This is a genomic window from Brevibacillus sp. BD137, from assembly GCF_041644655.1.
GTDB lineage: Bacteria > Bacillota > Bacilli > Brevibacillales > Brevibacillaceae > Brevibacillus > Brevibacillus brevis_D.
The window spans coordinates 42,889-60,231 of the sequence record NZ_JAOTNO010000010.1 but is presented as its reverse complement, the minus strand read 5'-3'; the positions used below and the strand labels follow the sequence as shown (position 1 = coordinate 60,231).

9 protein-coding genes are annotated in these 17,343 nt (G+C 46.6%); all 9 read left to right on the top strand.

Features of this window, described 5'->3' with window-relative positions:
- Positions 1–23 precede the first annotated feature (23 nt).
- The 9 genes from ODZ53_RS20295 (at position 24) to ODZ53_RS20255 (ending at position 17,331) form a co-directional block, all read left to right on the top strand.
- Entirely contained in the window at positions 24–1,439 is a 1,416-nt protein-coding gene (locus tag ODZ53_RS20295) for a hypothetical protein (RefSeq protein WP_372679523.1), read from the top strand.
- A gap of 11 nt (positions 1,440–1,450) precedes the next feature.
- Positions 1,451–4,486 carry a M23 family metallopeptidase gene (locus ODZ53_RS20290; RefSeq protein WP_372679521.1) on the top strand — a complete coding sequence of 1,012 codons (3,036 nt, stop codon included), beginning with the start codon at positions 1,451–1,453 and terminating at the stop codon, positions 4,484–4,486.
- Positions 4,486–4,905 (top strand): hypothetical protein, encoded by a 420-nt coding sequence (locus ODZ53_RS20285; RefSeq protein ID WP_064201880.1) that lies wholly within the window; start codon positions 4,486–4,488, stop codon positions 4,903–4,905. Before ODZ53_RS20290 ends, ODZ53_RS20285 begins: the two co-directional genes overlap by 1 nt.
- A gap of 6 nt (positions 4,906–4,911) precedes the next feature.
- Positions 4,912–5,331 carry a hypothetical protein gene (locus ODZ53_RS20280; protein WP_012684382.1) on the top strand — a complete coding sequence of 140 codons (420 nt, stop codon included), beginning with the start codon at positions 4,912–4,914 and terminating at the stop codon, positions 5,329–5,331.
- Positions 5,332–5,344: 13 nt separating this feature from the next.
- Positions 5,345–7,153: a hypothetical protein gene (locus ODZ53_RS20275; protein WP_372679519.1), complete on the top strand. Its 1,809-nt coding sequence runs from the start codon at positions 5,345–5,347 to the stop codon at positions 7,151–7,153.
- Between the two features lie 14 nt (positions 7,154–7,167).
- Positions 7,168–8,256, top strand: a complete 1,089-nt coding sequence (locus tag ODZ53_RS20270; protein ID WP_372679517.1) for a hypothetical protein — start codon at positions 7,168–7,170, stop codon at positions 8,254–8,256.
- A gap of 82 nt (positions 8,257–8,338) precedes the next feature.
- A complete protein-coding gene (locus ODZ53_RS20265; protein ID WP_372679515.1) occupies positions 8,339–11,596 on the top strand; it encodes a 3-keto-alpha-glucoside-1,2-lyase-like domain-containing protein in 3,258 nt (1,085 codons plus the stop codon).
- 11 nt (positions 11,597–11,607) lie between these two features.
- Positions 11,608–16,170 carry a hypothetical protein gene (locus tag ODZ53_RS20260; RefSeq protein ID WP_372679513.1) on the top strand — a complete coding sequence of 1,521 codons (4,563 nt, stop codon included), beginning with the start codon at positions 11,608–11,610 and terminating at the stop codon, positions 16,168–16,170.
- Positions 16,171–16,182: 12 nt separating this feature from the next.
- Positions 16,183–17,331: a beta-xylosidase family glycoside hydrolase gene (locus tag ODZ53_RS20255; protein ID WP_372679511.1), complete on the top strand. Its 1,149-nt coding sequence runs from the start codon at positions 16,183–16,185 to the stop codon at positions 17,329–17,331.
- Positions 17,332–17,343: the final 12 nt, after the last annotated feature.

Here is a 17,343-nt window from a genome sequence, read left to right as displayed (position 1 = left end):
ACTCTATATAGGAGGTGATGAAAATGATCAGCTGGGCTGATGTGAATGAAAAAGACTGGTTTTTTAATGAAGTAATGGAGGCAAGCAATTATGTGATGGCTGACGGAGAACCGTTCATTCAAGGAATTGCTTATGGTTCCTTTGAAAGCAATGCCCCTTACGTGCATGAGGAGTACAAGGGCTCCACCGGACAAAAAGTTTTTACGCTCGCAGCCAAATTGACACCGGGTGCAGATAACCCTCTCTTTGTCTATATTGACGGCACGCAAACCCTTTTCAAAGAAATTCGGCCGAATCAAACAGACCCGAACAAAACGGACGTCGAGCTGTATTACGCACCATCTGCCAACTCGGTTGTCGCTTTTTCCAGCTTCGGCAAGCCTGCCTTGGACCGTTTTGGCAAACCGATTCCCCCTAACTCCTCTTCCTTTGCTTACCCGAACAAACGCCTCGATAACGGAGACACGTATTTCTACAATCCCTTCAGTCGCCAATTCAACGAGTATTTGTACGCATATGGTCGCTCCTTGAAGCGAATGGATGTGCCAGAAGAGGAATGGAAATCGACACCTGCCCAAGAACTCGCCAAAAAATATATTGGACTCAAGCAAGACGTCTACATGGTCAGTCCTGCTCCGGGTGCAACGATTTATCTCCCCTACAATCTAAACGGCGTACAGGTGCGCTTCATCTACAACAGCTACGAAAACGGCGCTCTGTTTATGCGAGGTGGGTATTTTTCGGTGAAAAGTCCTGGCGTATGGCGAAACGATCGCTTCTTTCCCAATGCCTACATCAATCGGGCAGAGGCTTTTCTGCTCATTGACCGGCTTCGGCGCTCTTTTTACCAACGCTTTACGGATTCACAACCTCCCACTCAGCGGCTGGATGAATCCCATACGGCATACGAGGGGCAACGTGTTTTTCGTCTGAACGGTACCTATCCTGCGGGTAAAAAGCTACTTGCCGTCAAAGTGGATGGAAAAGTGGTCAACAGTTCCGACTATCAAGAATTTGATGATCATACGGTACTGTTCAACATACCGCTTGAGGCGGGCAAAAACGTTCATTTCTTCTATGTCAAAGAGACGAGCACCCGCTTTGAAGATGTCGGGCGCGAAAAGTATATGTACAACAGCAACACCGGGGAAAAAATCGCGCTAAACGGTGGGATGACAGGCAGCAAGCCTTCATGGTGGGCACCATCCGTCCTTTCTATGGAGGACGAGCGATTTGGCAACGGTGATTACCTGGTCGAAGGCATTGCGATCAACAATTTCGCCGATGGAGCAGCTGTCGTTAACCATATGTACGAGGTATCGTCATCCAATGCGGAAGAGAAAGAAAAATGGTTCATGCCTTACTCCCTGCTCACCCGGGCACAGGCCGTCTCTTTTTTGAATCGCTTTCGAAAATGGTCCCTGGAACGGTTTAAATAGGAGGTGCTTTCATGCAAACGATGTCCAATGAGCTGCGCAGAATTCTCTCCGAAAGACTCAAACTGGGAGAATTATCGAAGCCCGCGTGCCGCGTCGAGATAGATCGACTCATCTTCGTGCCGGGCCGTACCGAAGAGCTCGATTTCATTATGAGTGATCGGCGGGAAGAGAAAACATTGACCCGCACCATCATTCAAGATAGTTCAAAAGAGGGCGGAACTGCTCTATCCAAGATTTCTTTTGTCTTTCCTGTCGAGGGCAAAAGCATTCGAGATATTACAGCCTATATGGGCGACAACCGCAACCACAAAGGGATTGATATCGCTTGTCCGGTCGGTACGCCCATCAAAGCTGCCTGGGCTGGCAAAGTAAAAAAAGTGACCGTATCTGAAAAATATACGAGCTTTGGCTTTCGCGTAGAAATTCAGCATGCGGATGGCATATGGACCCGTTACGCCCATATGAGCGAAATCCACGTCAAAACAGGAGATTATGTCACGCAAGGCACTATTATCGGAAAAAGCGGCAATACAGGAGACGTCCGCTCTGCCGGCGTTACGAACATGGGCACCTATGACGATCCCAATTCCCCCCGCTCCAAAGGAAGAGGTGCTCATCTGCACTTTGAGGTCTGGAACGGACAAGCCGTCATCGATCCGTTTCCTTATATGAATGGCTCGAAGCATCTGTTCGCTGCCTCTTCCAATAACGGCGCAGGAGTCACAACCGATGCCACCTATGTTGGAACGCCAGGAGCAACTCTTTTTGACGAACGCTTTACCAATAATACGTGGCACACAAAATCTGTCTACAAAGTAGACGAGCTGACCAAAAAGCTATCCATGATCGAGAGAAGCTCAACGGAGCATAGCAATCTCACCTTTACCTTTGATCCCAAAGGGTACAAGACCGTCTTCCCATCCCCTACCGTTACAACAGGCATGAATCTCAAGCTGACCTCCGTTCATCCCGGCATTTTTAGCATGGGGTTCTCCACCAACTTCGGTGAAGGTGCTGGCGAGCTGCGCGTTTTTTTCAATGGAAAAATGCAAATCAAGGTCAACAAATTCTCCGGGACAGAAAACGTAGAGATTCGTGATATCCCCTTTCCCAATGGCGAAATGGAAATCCGTATGGAGCTGTTTTGGAATGGAAAACAAGTCAATCGTTTTTCCCTCCAATACATTCAGATTAAGGAATTGCAAGGGCGACCCGATCTGTACGGAAACAAAGATAAAGTCGATCCGACGATACAGCAGGAGTTTTTTGAGGAACGGGAAATTACGAGCACCTTCATGCCTGGTCAGCCGCGAAAAGTATCGCTCCAGGTCGGAAAGTTCGTCTATATGGATACCCTTACTCTGGACAATATTAACCACATCGAAATGGACGACCAATATGAAATGGAATCATGTGAGGCACGCATCACAATCTCGAACCCTGGCGGCTACTACAGCCCGGACTATAATCCGTTTTACTTTCCGGAAACCTATAAGGAAACGCCTTGGTCTTATTTTGTGAATGGATTCCATGTTGGTGTTCTCTCCGAAAATACTCCTGTCCGGATCTACATGGGTTATGGTCTGAATTTGATGCGTGTGTTTACTGGTCTGATCGACAAGCTCGATTTGAATGGCGAGGAATCGACCATGACCATTTACTGCCGAGATATGTACAAGAAGATCATGAACAAGGTCATTACCGAAGACAAGCAGTATCCTCCAGACGTCGGGCATTCTGCCGCACATGATACCACCGTTTTTTCCTCGATGTCTCGTCGGGACAAAATCATCTCGATGGCCAAAAAGCAGGCCAAGCAGCAGGGCCCAGAGCTCGATTATAAATTTCTGCTTGCCATTGCTGAGCACGAAACCAAAATGGGGACATTGGGCAAAGGTCTTCCCCCAGGTGATTTCATTCTCGGATATGGATGCTATACCGGTGAAAAATGCGATCCGCAATACCAAGGAATCGAGCGACAGCTCTATCGCGGAGCCGTTCGCTATCGGGAAGCCATGGCGAGCAAAGGCTGGCGCTTCCAATCTGTCGACGACGTCAAATATTTTTGGCAAGGAGGAGACAAAGGAGCCTATCAATGGGCAAGCGATACGAATTGGTATAACAGTGTATGGCAAATCTATCAAAAGTTCCGTCCCAGCACGGAGTTTGATTCGATCCCTGAGTGGGAGGGTACTGCACCTGTCCCAACCGAACCAACCGCTAAAGCCGCCTACCTCAAATCCGCTATCGTACAAGACTTGATCGCCCATGCAGGAATGTATAGTTGGCGCAGCAATCCGCAAGACATTTACTACCCCTATGCCATTGTGCAAGAAACGAGCTATACCCACGCGACGCAAGCGACAGGCAAGGTTTTCAAGGCTGTACCGAATAAAGAAGGCGAATTCGTAGAAGTCGATGCAGAATCCATTTTGACCCCAAAAGGTTGGAAAAATCCTTTTATTGAGCCGCCCGGACGCAAATTCGAATCGTATCAATACAAAGTGGGAGAAGCCATCGCGGAAATCATGAAGGATACAGAATTCCGTTCCTATTGTGACCGTTACGGTACGTATCGCTTGGAAGAGATTGATATGAATCGGCCGATTGTAGCTACTTATACGGAGCACGACAATTTGATCACGATTCATAAGACGATCGACTTTTCCCGTGGCAGGAGCCATCTTGTTATTTTGGACGAAGAAAATAAGGCTGGTCATTTCGTAGATACCGAGATTTTGATGGAGCTAAAAGGCGAGGTCCGCACAGGCGTGAGGCACGTTCCTTCTGCCAAGACTGACGAATTGAAGCGACTGGCCGCGCGACGAACATTTTTTGATATAAAACGCTTGTGCCGTACACTGCAAATTTCCATCCCCGGTAACCCTGCCTTGGATGTCCTCGATCGTATTTACATTATCGACTCCAATACAACCACCCGCGAAGCGTATACCATCAAAGGAATCCGTTCGATGTTCGATGCGCAGAACGGCTATATGCAAATCCTCGATTTATTTTGGAGCAACAACGAGGGGGCGATTGTGTAATGGCCGGGATTGCGAATGATTATTTGATTTATCCAATCCTCGATCTGATCCGCGATGAAGTCCACCGTACCAAGACAGTAACAGCAGACCCGTTCGTCGAGGAACCCTCCGTACGTCTAATCCGGGAGCATCCCCTCGATCCGGAAAAGGTTACGGGTGCAAAGCTATTCTACGAATCTGGCTATATGCTGGATATTTCCCTCACATTTGGCTCTACAGACACGACCACCTTCCCGCTTGAGGTCGATCAGCTCCATCCAGACTGGGAGTACTATTCTCTATGGCGCTTGACCTCGGTTACCGCTGCGGGCTACGCACCTGACGGAAAAACGGTAGGATCTTATCTGATCCGTCTACTCTATGATACGAGGGGCCTCTTAACTGGCACCGATGTCCTTCGTATAGAGAAAGAGAGGTGAGTACAAGTGGGCTTCTCCGTTGTTTATTCGGGCGGGGGCGTGATCGACAAGGTACGTGAGCTCCCCTACCCGCACTTTTCCAAATTTACCGAGCCCTTCATTCGCGGACGCATGATTGATGTAACCGCGTCCAAGCAAGTCTTTTCCGATACCTATGCCCTTCCCTACCCGACAGAATTTTTATCCGTGGCGTTTGCTACCAATAATTACTGCGTCGGCGATTACTGGGAGCTGAGTTTGGACGGCGTGAAGGTCTGTGAAACGATTTATACCAAAGAGCTCCCGGAGTCCGTCTCGATGGGAAACAGCTTTGGGATCGTCTATCCACTAAAGCCAAATGCGCAGATCCGCTTTGACTTCCACAACATTTCAGGTACGGAAAAGAAAGTTTGGTACAATGTGAAATTTTTACGCAAGAAACTGTAAAGGAGGCGTATGGATGCCTAGTAAACAAGTAGCTTGGATCGAGGGCGAGGTTACAGCCGATTTGCTCATCAACAAGCTGGCTGATGAAATCGTCAATGCCAAAATCCCGGATACGAAGAACCGCTGGGAAAAGGTGTTTGAGGTTAATGAAGATAAGTGGGTCACGTATACGAAGACGACCGTTGCGAATACGCCAGGAACGTACAAGCATACGGACGGGAAGACTTATCCGGTTTATAAGTTACCAGATTTGCGGGAGTTGAGAGCTGTATACTCAGGGACACCCCTCGTTGATGAAGATGGATATGTCTATGAAACATTTAACTCTGCCAATACGAAATCGGGTAAAAAAATTCAGGTAAAAGAGTTTGTCTATAAAAATGATGAAGGCAAAGACATTTCCCTATTTGTCCCAGGTCTATTGGTGGTTAATGTCGATGATACCGATTCTGCAAACACAGTCGGTAAGAAGTGCTATGTACTTCTTCAAGGTAAATACGAGCTTGATGGAGTTACTTTTACACCTGGAGCTGAGTGGAACGAGTATAAGATCATCACACAAATGCCTTCCGATTGGAATGACGTTCTAGCAAAATCCAAATGGACTGTCTATTACGCAGGAGGTAATTCAACCTATGTAGATCCCACTCCCTACAAATTCGGAATGGTCAAATACATTGCCAACCCCGTCCATCACTACGACCGCACTGTCGTTCTAAAAGCAGTTCCTGACGTACCTTCTGGCCAACCGCCTAACGACTACTTCGTCATGCTAAAACATCCCATCCAGCAATACAACTACTTGGATGTGTCCTACGGCAAAGGCTTCACAGGCAAAAATCCGGTTGGAAACTCTACCGATACGTACCAGCTTGCCTGCGATGAAAACAGCGTTATTCCAGGAAAAGTACCCGTCATCATCGACCAAAAACAAGCAGAACTTCAATACAACAAATGGAACAATCCTGATGATACCGACAAATACATCCCGCCTCACGAAGCATGGGCACTCGATTACGACGACAAGGTCGAAATTAAAAGCCCTTCCTCCCACTTTTTCTACGGCGCCGACTCTGTCGTCTCTTGGGTACCAAACAAGAAGCGTCGCCCAGACTATTGGGTGGAATACAACCTCTCTGTAAGCAATGATCGTGTAGCAATCGTAATTGAGGGAGACCCTTCGCCTGATATGGATGCTTACTACAGCAGCTTTGCTTATATCGGAAAAACGATTCCTTTTGCTGACTATGACCACAAAGGCAATTTTGGCATCACAGTCGGCATGGGTGATTTGACCAAGGAAAAATCAAGCTTCCTTCCTGCCGACATCAAGCAGGACACCAATCCTAACTATTCGGGCTGGGGACGCTACACCTCCAACGGCATGTATTCCTTCTCCATGCTGAAAACTCGAAGCTCCGTCTACTTCCAAGCGTACTACCCTGCCTTCATTACCCAGCTCCCCAAATACGATGGAGTGGGCACACTCCCTCCTGATCTGTCCAAAATGGTACTCGAAGCAAACGGCTTCCAAAGCTCGAAATGGACGAAGAAATATCATGCATCGCCAATCTATCTGGTACACCAGTTCGAAGGCTATCGTGGCTTCCTCGACAGTGTCGTAGCAATCGAGGACCATAATCTGATCAACAAGGACGAGCTCGTCGTCGATACAGAGGAACCAAAAGATCCGAAGAACCCCGCTGCCGGAACTTGGACAGAGGTATACAAGTTCTTCCGAATCAATACCCCTGTTAATTTCTTCAAGTATTCTCCCAACCCTACTGATTGCACCATCGCCATCTTAAAAGAAGTATATTAAAGGAGGATTTTCACATGGCCAATTTTAAATACATTGAAAAAATCACCACTTCTAAAGAGCTCCTCGATACGATTAAATCTGAAATCGAACAACTTACTAACTATACCTTTAACCCAGCTGCCGGAGAGACACAAGAAAAATCAACCTGGACAGTTATGACAGATCTCACCAAAAAAGATTCCGCTTCTGGCAAAACCTCCGAGCTTGTCCTGAAGGGCATCTCCAACATTAACAACGTGACCAAAGAGTTTTATGTTAAATTCGTCAATCCAGGCTTCACCAACCCGAAGGAACACAGTTCTTTGACGGTTCAAGTATTAACAGACTACAATGCCACAGCCAAAACCTTCGCAACAGAAGGTCATCCGGTTAATTTCGAATGGGCTGACGAGAAATTCGTCGTGAATGGCAAACCGACAGACCGTACAATTGATAAACCTGTCTACCTGTACATGAACGTGATGAACAACCGCCTTTCTCTAGTTGCCGTTGGCGATCCGGCTGTTCACTTTGAAGATTATCGCAAGAGCTTCCTGTACGTAGGAGCACTTAAGCCTTTCAAGTACAACATGGATGATGTGGTTGGAAACATCATGCTGACGGCTGGAGCTGTCGCTACTGAGCCTACTGCTCCAATCGCCCCACACGATTATGGTCAATACACCTCTTTTGGCAACAACACCTTGCAAATGCTGGCGACCAAATCGGGCATTCGCTTCCAAAAGCACTATCCTGCCTTCATTACCCAAGCTCCACAGCCGGGCAAAGCATATTCCGATAGCAAGCTCGGGGACACTGGTCTTCTTCTGGAGCCACAAGGCTTTAACGCATCTGCTTGGACACGTCGCTACCATTTGAGCCCGATTTATGTCGTACACGGATATGATGGATACCGCGGCAGCTTGGATGCATGCATTGCTGTTTCGAAAAACAACATTCTCCACTTGGATGAATTGATCATTGATGTTGATCCAAGCGACACGACCAAGAAACACAAGCAGGAAGTGTACCGCTATTTCGACCACAATACCGAACAAAATTTCATGAACTACTCCGCCAACGTAAAAATGGGGGTCGCTTTCCTGAAGGAAGTTCGCTACTAAAAGAAGTCCCTCTAAAACCGTATAGCTAGCAAAAGGGGGAAAACTAGAACGCATCTCTGGTGTTCCCCCTTCTTTTTGGGAGGTGAACCATTTGACCGGGATTTCTTCTCTAGCAGCCTATCAATTCAGACTTGCAGATCACTACGCTTCTATCCGCAACTATATCGGAAAAGTAACTTTCACGACTTCGCCCTCCCGTAAGTATTCCTTCGTCTATATTCCCTATGGACAAAGTGCCAGTATGGTCATGCTAGATTATTTGCTCGCGAATCGGAAATCATTTGCCGCTGATCTTCATGACTCCTTGCAGGATATGATCCGCAATGATACTAGCATAGCCAATCCCATGGAGCTGGTCGTAGTATCTGATCGCTCGCCGTTTAAAGAGAGCTTCCTCCAAGACGAGACCTTGGATGCTGACCGAATCATTAAGCAACCGCTACAAGTCATTCGTCGTGTACATTTATCAGATCGGATTAAAGCAGCAGGAATGGCTAAGCTCAACCCTTCCCAAATGTCCGTGCGTGTGCATAAGGATGAGCTGCATATCGATTTGCCACCAGCATTGGCAAGTCGTTCCATATCGTCAGAAGCTGTCGTCAGGAAAGAACAACCTGGAGCAAGACGAACCGAGCGATTCGCCGGAAAAAAGATAAACGAGTGGTTCACGGGAGAGCGTGCTTCCACGTTCGATTTATTCGTCAACACCGAAAGAAGCTTGGCTGAGCGAAAGTTTTGGGCTTCTCTCTTTGTGCAGATGGAAAAAGAATACGCAACCAGATCGATCACTCAACACCTATCTATTGAGAACAGCCTACCTCTTTCCAACCGCAACAACAGACATACCATGTTTACAGATTGGTCCTATTCCATTGGCGAGCGACATACTTCCTTCCAGATGACCCGACACTTCGTGCAAGCCTTCCACAGAATGAAAACAAAGCCGACGAAAGTGCTTCGCGATATGGACTGGGCTTACCTCAAAGCCCGTCAGTATGACGCCTTGCTGCACTTCCTTCAACGTGCCAGCAGGATCGCTACGCAAGATTTAGCGATCCATCGGGCTTCAACAGGTTTTCGAACCATGCTCCAAGATGGTTCCCTTTTACAGAATCGCGACTGGGGCTATCGAGATTTTACGCGTCTTCTCTCACTCGATTCCTTTTCACCAACCGCCTTCCGACCATACCAAAATGACTTATTCATCAATCGCTCTCGACTCTATGCTGCTCGTCCCTATCAATCCCCAGGTACACTCATCACGGAATATGCTCTTGGTAATCGGGACGTGGTTTCAGAGCTCGCTATTTTCCTATCACAGATTACGGGAACCCGAACGATTCAAACAGATGCTTCGCTCATGACCTATCTGGAACAAAGCTCCCGACACAACAGTCCCCTCTTGTTCGTTCCCAATCCCATCAATGATTCCCTTCGAGAGAAAACCAATCCGCTCTGGATTCCCCAGCACTTCGAACTCGGAAAGAAGGATACTTCTCGTCCCACTTCGATCATCAAGGATGACCTTCGCGCAGATCGCAAGCTCGTACATGCTGCTCATCTTTGGGAAAAGGAACGCGTCATCGATCTTAGTGGGGGCAAAGCACCTAAGCCATCCTTTTATCAGGATGAGGATGACATTTTCGCCAATCTGGAAAATGTACGCCCAAGTCTCCTGACAGAAGAAATGATCTTCGCAACCATCTTGCGCTTACTGCCCGCTCATCTTTTGGAAGACATCCTTGGTTCCAAAGAATTTCCTTCCCACCTGATGGACGACATGATTTTTGCCTCGCGCCTGACAGACGGCCAAAGCATTCTGGAAGCACTTATGGAATGGGCGCTGACCAACAAGACTTTCGATGCTTACGTAGATGAGGAATTTTTGGAGGGTGTACGGACGCGGGTTCAGGCATTGATCGAATCTGAGGTCATTTTCAGTAAAACGTTGCAAGACAGGGCCGGCATTCTTTCCTTTGAGACATGGGAGTCCACCCGTCAGAATGAGATTCTCTCCCATCTGGAGGAAGATGGGGTTGTAGGAAAACGGGACGTATTGCTCCCTTCAACGGTTGAAGAGGTGGAAATCACCAGCCAAATGGAGGCAGCCCCTTCATCCCTTTCAGAAGCACTAGTCGGCGAAGATGTATTCCGTCCAGCCGAGCTGCAAATTGAGAATCCTTTTGGTTACATGGAACCCGATCCGTCCTTTTTGTTCGATGAGCATACAGCCCGCAAATCCGCTCACGCCAGCGACCTTGACGAGTTGCCGGTCACCGCACTGTTGCGCAGCAGAATCACGGAATTGTGCAGCGGCTATCTCTTCGCTACCTCCCCGCATGAACGAGCCAGTTACCTCGTCGACTTATACGATGTGGCAGAAAAAGGCGCGCGTGATGGAGAACTGCAAGACGATGAATGGCGAAAGTATGCCAAGCTCGCGTTGGAACAAACGGTATTGCATGAGCAACTAATTGCCTATCAGCCGGAAGCAGCTGCTCATTTGTTCGAATCCATCCTCAGTTACAAGCTACCAGATCAAGCTGTTATCAACGCGGATTGGGTCGCTTCCAACCAAGAGCGCGCTACCTCGCAGCTCACCCAAATCATGGGTAAAAAAGAACTCGCAGATGCCGTCATCCTGGAATACTTGGCTGGCCAATTGGATCATAGAAAAGGTCATATCGAGAAACCATTACTTTCTGTTCGCGACTACAAGAAAGCATGGGCAGATCGTATAGAAGAAATAGGGCAAGGTTTGGTCTACGACTACTCCAACGATGTACTCGAGGCTGAGCACGATCCCGAGCATTGGTCAGGTGGTTTTTCTGTTCCAGAAGCGTACGATCCCCACGATCCATTCAATGCGTACTATCCATGGACGACGGATATGAATGCACTCGCGATGGGGCAAGACAACTGGACTCGTTTTGGCTCTGGCAGTTGGGAGCATAATCGCGACCAAGGCACTTTTACCCATACAAAGGGCTCCAGTGGCATGAGTGGCTTCATTCGAAATGACTTCACCTATACAGACTATCAGTTTGAGGTCGATTTCAAAGTAGATGAGCCCGCAGATGGAGACAGTGCTGGTATCGTGTTCAAATATCACAACGACCAGAACTACTGGATGTTCGTCGTCAGTGACGGAAGCGCAAGCGGTATGCCGCGACCCATGCAGCTTTTTAAGGTAGAGAATGGCAGATCAACCATGTACTCTACCCCGATGAACCCGTTTGCCTGGGAAAAAGAGAAATGGTACACGCTGCGTGTTTGGGTTACGGGTAACCGCATCCGCGTCTGGGTAGATCACAACCTGCAATACGATTTTACGGATTAGAGGTGATCATTTTGGGTCATACGTTTGGCATTTTTTCTAAATCAGTGGGCAACGTCACATTCGGAAAAATGCGCTCCTCATTGGTAGAGGGCGCATTCCACCCGAATCATCCGGACAATCGGGACAGCCCCAATCGTCCTCGTGCAGAGGATCGTTATGCCGGGTATCAGAATCCGCTTTTAGGCGATCCCGGCAAAGGTCAGATTGGTCGTTGGCAGACGGTCAATCTCGACTCTCTCGAAAGCGTGATCGATCAGATGATAGAGCAATTTGTCCGGGACAAAAATTGGTACGCCAAAGTTCGCTGCCGAGAAGCACTTTGGAACATGTATCGTCGCCTGGAATGGTGGGTCAACCAGCAAATCGATCCGCAAAAAAACGACTACCAGCGTGCCTTGCTCATGGTACGCGATTGCATTTACAAAATCCTGAAAAACGCCGAGCAGCCGGATGGAACCCATCAAAATGTTTCGCTGCCAGTTTGTCCAGCTCCTTACTATTATCACTTTAGCGGTTACTATCTCAATCATTACGATGCCATTGATAAAGAAGTCCCTACATTTGATATGCGGACTCTCCCGCTGTCAGATAAGTTTCACGGCCTTTTCCGTTATGTCTCCTCGACGGAAGATCAGGAATGGAAGATGGTTCACTCTGTCGGTTCCAGTGAGATGGCGGGGAATGAAAATATCATGAAGCTGGATGTGACTACGCTCAAGCACGGTAATTCCAGCAAAGTGACTTTTCAGTGGCGCTTTAAAAAGCAGGGCTTTATTCGTTTTAAATACATGGCTAGCACCGCCCCTGGCGATGGGTTGCTGTTTTTTATTAACAACAATCAGGTTGGCGGGGAATGGAATCAGAACAGCGGTTGGCAAGAAGCGAAATTTCACGTCAAGCCGGGGCAGACTTATAAGTTTGATTGGTTTGTGCGGCGGATGAGTGATCGGCGGTTTGGGAAGAATGCGGTTTATGTTAAAGATGTGGAGTGTGTTGAGGTGGTGCAGAGCTTGGATGAGCAGACGCCGCCGGATGTGGATACACTCTTTGAAGAGGTCTATAGGCAATTTGGTTTGCAATGGATCACAAAATCTAGCGAAAGCATAATGATGACAAACTTTTTTGGAGGAGTAACAACCACTAATAACATACGTGAGCATAGTATAGAGCTTGATAATGAATGCGATGGCATATTCTCTTTCTCTCATAAGCTAATGAGAATGACTCCTCCATACCGCTTTGACATAAATACCTTCTTCACGGATAGCTACACTGAGCATGTTGAATCGGGGGTCGCCCCACACCATAGTAAAGCGGACTCTTCTCACGGCATTGAATGGACTTTACACCCCAATGAATTCTCCCAGACCACTGACAACGCGGCTAGTTCAGTTTATACCGCTATCGTTGGTGATAAAGCAATGGTTGATATTAATGGAAAAGTAGAGCTAATTTGTCCTCCACTAGAAATTGACCATTATCAACCCAGAATTGTAGCCGATATTGATGATGGTACAGCATCCTTCTCTTTTAATGGGGTAAATATATGGAGAAACTGTTTGAACCCTAAAACCGATGTAAAAGCCCTTGTTATGGAAGATCCAATAATCCAAGGTACTGGTGATGCCACTACCACAATTACCATTAATGATGATGGCTGGTTTGAATTTGACTACTACTGTAATTTCAGAGGGTCAGAGTACTTTGAGGTTCTAGTAGATGGCGAACAAGCTCTTTATTCGTTAAGTACCGATGATATCCGTTCGGTTAAAATCCCTCTTACTAAGGGTACTCACTCAATCACATTTAGAGTAACAGACTCGTTCACAGAACTGCCCTATATAGATGAAAAATCTGCAGACTTTGATTACGATGATAATCGCGAGAAGATTAGGGGACGGTTTAAGAGTTACATTGAGGTTGAAAGAGATAGAGATTGGGATTATAACGACCGCCAAAATATTGCTTTCACAGACTCTGATCGTGCCGAAATACAGTACAATATATCTCTCAACCCTGGAGCAACCCTCGATTTTTCTGAAAATCTTACTTTAGAACCAACTACTAATCCAAATGATTTCCAATATTATAAAAAAATCTGGAGTGAAGAATTCAACGAAGGCAATGGTAAATGGAGTTCCGACCTCGATGTTCGCGACAATTGGGAATGGGTAGATATCTACCAGCTTTACAATCCTGATTCTGCAACTGGAGATATTGATGACGGCGTACTGATGGTTAAAGACAAGGATGGTACAACCAATCGAATCCTATTACGAGAATTTCGCCTTCGTAGACCTGGCTATGTTCGTTTTGAGTATGGAGGAAAATATAGTAAGTATGAATCACTGAAACTATATGACAACGGCAAATTAATTTGGGAAGGAAATCAGAATCACGAAGCAGCAGTGGGCATTTATGAAACCGTACATCTTCCTGCAGGAAACCATGAACTAAAGTGGGTATATCAAGACTATGATGAAGTAGAGGTTGAAGTTGGGTCTGGCTCGGACGGAACTGAAGAACTTACTCCAGATGAAGCTGCAGAGATTTGTTTTCCGAGTGGGAATGCAGTTTCTGATTTACGTTATGATTTATACGAAAGCGGGCTTCCCAATGATAGAAAAGCTAAACTAACTTGGAAGGGGCATAACCAATCTACTAACAAAGCCACTGTAGTCAGAGAAATTACTTCCCCCAATTATACTTCCTTTACTTACAAGGAAACCGTAAATGTCTATGGTGGAACAGGGGCTCCTCATAAATATGTAGTTAATCCTATCTTTATAGACAACTTTACTTACACCCACTTGGGCGACCCTTATATCGGTCCAATCGAAAGGCGCCCCGTACCTTATCGAGCATACAATTCTATTGGCTTTATTCATCCCGGGGGTGATCTGAAATTTTCGTTTAAAGTACTTACCCTTTTACGAAATGCAAATCCAGGTGATGAGTTTTATAATTCTAAATACGATGGCCCACGAGGTATATTTTCAATCTATCTTTCTAAAAGCCGGCATAGCCATACTGGTGATCTCATATATAGCACTTCTAATAACATTGGTCATAGACGTACTGAAGGAGGTCCAGTTTGGAACAAATGCCCTTTAATTACTAAAACTATTGAGAACAAACCAGAAGGAAGGTACTACTTTACCCTTGTCTTCGAGGATATCGTGTTTGATCATGTTGAAATCGGGGGATACAGACAAGGTGCAAATATTAGCTTTCCAGAAATTACATCAACTTATTCTGGTAAAACAGGAACTGGGATATTTGATAGCTCGAAAGTACTAATGGAAGTCATTGATAAATCCACAAATAAGATTATTCAATCTAAAGAATATAAAGGTGGTGGGACTACAACTTCTAATTACCTTAGCTATCCTATTAACATTAATATCCCTCCAGGAAAAACCTATCAAATTCGTTACACTCTACTAAAAGGTAAAGGCACAACTGGTGGGCTATCAGGTAAGGGCGGCTCCTTCGCGTTAACAGAGGGTACGTTTTCAGAGAAATGGGTTCCTTACTGCTGTGATTCTACTGGTCACTGCTATCCCAAAAAAGACTCCCCTCACACTGGCAGCCCACCTACTCCACCTAAAACTGATTGGATAATCCCTGATGATTCTTGGTGTTGGATCGATCATATTGAAATATGGGAGAGCCCTAAACCGGTTGAGCTTTGTAAAAATACTAGACTTCGAGTTCGCATTTATGATGAGGATTCTGGTGATTTAATTTCTGAAGAAGATTATACGGGGGAAAAGGAGCAAGAAATAACAGCAAGCTTTAAGAATACAAGTAGCGACGTGAAAAACTACAGCATTAAATACAGATATTATTCTGACTGTGGTGACAAGGTCACTCTTTATGATGCCCAAGTAAAGATTTCAGATTCAAAACCTGTTGAGCCTTCCAGTTGTACTGTCCTCGGATTCAAAGTAACCGAAAACACAGCAATCTGGATGGGAGGGTGTAACGGTAGCAAAATGTATTTAAACGTGTACGCACAGGATGGAAAACTAATTCATTCACAAACGTTTTTGGAAGAAGGCGAACAATCCTTTGCCGTTAATTCTCTCCTACCTACCCCTTCCCCCTCCTATCGCTTTGAATTCATCACCGAACAAAAAGGTACAACCAGCGCCGTCACTGGCAAAGAATACAAAACAACATTCCGAATGAGGGATTTCCATGCTATAGAAACATGGGAGCTGATTCCCGAACCTTTCAACTCCAAGCTCGAATTTTATATCGACAACGTATTAATGGACACTTTCACGCAACAAGGCGGCTTCTATGATCACTACTACCCTGTCGAAGCGGGCAAGCATACTTGTAAATGGAAATTCATCGCGCAAAGTAGCGGACAAGTCTGGGATGGTTGCGAAATAGACTACATCAAACTAACCAACTGGATCTGCGACAAGGTCCTCGTCACCCCTTACTGCGATCCCGGCAGCGGAGACAAATGCGTCGAAGCACTGATCAAATGCTTGCTCGCGATCTGGAAACAACGCCCTGAGGCATGTGTGATTGGCAAACGAATATGGCTATTTACGTAAGGAGGTACTTCTATGAGTGTAGTTTCTCGGCGTAAATCGGGGTTTCTCTTCGAGGATTCTTTCGATTCTCTTACCCTCGATTCCAAGTGGAACATGACACCAAATGACGCTTCAAGGTGGTCGCTATCTGACGCACCAGGCTCGCTCCGTTTAAAAGGCGGAGCCGAGCCGCTTCAACTCTTTTTAGACACACTTACACCCGTGAAACAATTCGTCCTCGATATGAAAAATTCATACAATCCGAAAGCTTCCGGAAGCACAGGTGGACTGACTGTCTTCATAAACCACAATGATTTTTTCCACGTCGAAGAATATTACGATGCATCGCAAGGCACCACGAAAACCTTCCCCTGGCTCCGTCTAGTACGCGATTACAATACCTACACCGCTTATTGGTCCGAGGACGGAGCCATCTGGCACATCATCGGTTCGGAGGAATTTAACCGCCTTGCTCCCAAAATCGGTATCTTTCTCAACAGCAGCGCTACAGACGACTATTTGGACATGGAACACGTCCGCGTTTTCTCCCTCCCCACTCTCACAGTCTCAAACCTCTCCCCCGGCATCCGCGTGGAGCTGCTCGATTCCACAGGAGCCACTGTCGACTCTAAAACGTGTCGGACAAGCCAAACCTCTATTCAGTTTGACATGACCCAGTACCCCATTCCTTTCCTTGGCTCCCTCCGTTTTATTGAAGCTGACGGAAAAACAACCATTAGCTCCAGCGACCAGATGGAAATGTGGGGCGGAGACGAATATGACTTTTCCCCCTCTCTCACCCTCTTTTTTATCGATGGAGAAGGAAAGGAAGTCCACCTGCAAGACAACACGGAGGAGTTTCTCGGTCATATGCTCCAAGGCCAATATAGGGAAGTGAAAATGATCGCCCGAAATACGATGCATCATGGGACTTTTACGGGTATCCAAGGGGTTCTCACCTCCTATGCAGGTACCGATCAATACAAGCGGCTGGTAGATGTCGCTACAGACAAAAATGGAGTGCCTGGTACGTGGGGCGATTCTTTCACCCTACCGGATACTGCCGCAGGAAATGAACAAGTTTTCTGGACGCGGATTTCCCGTGAGACCGATCCATCCCTCGTAGATAAAACGACGCATGTCCATTTTGGGCTCAATTTGTCCGCCGTTTATACCAAATAAATCGAAAAGGAG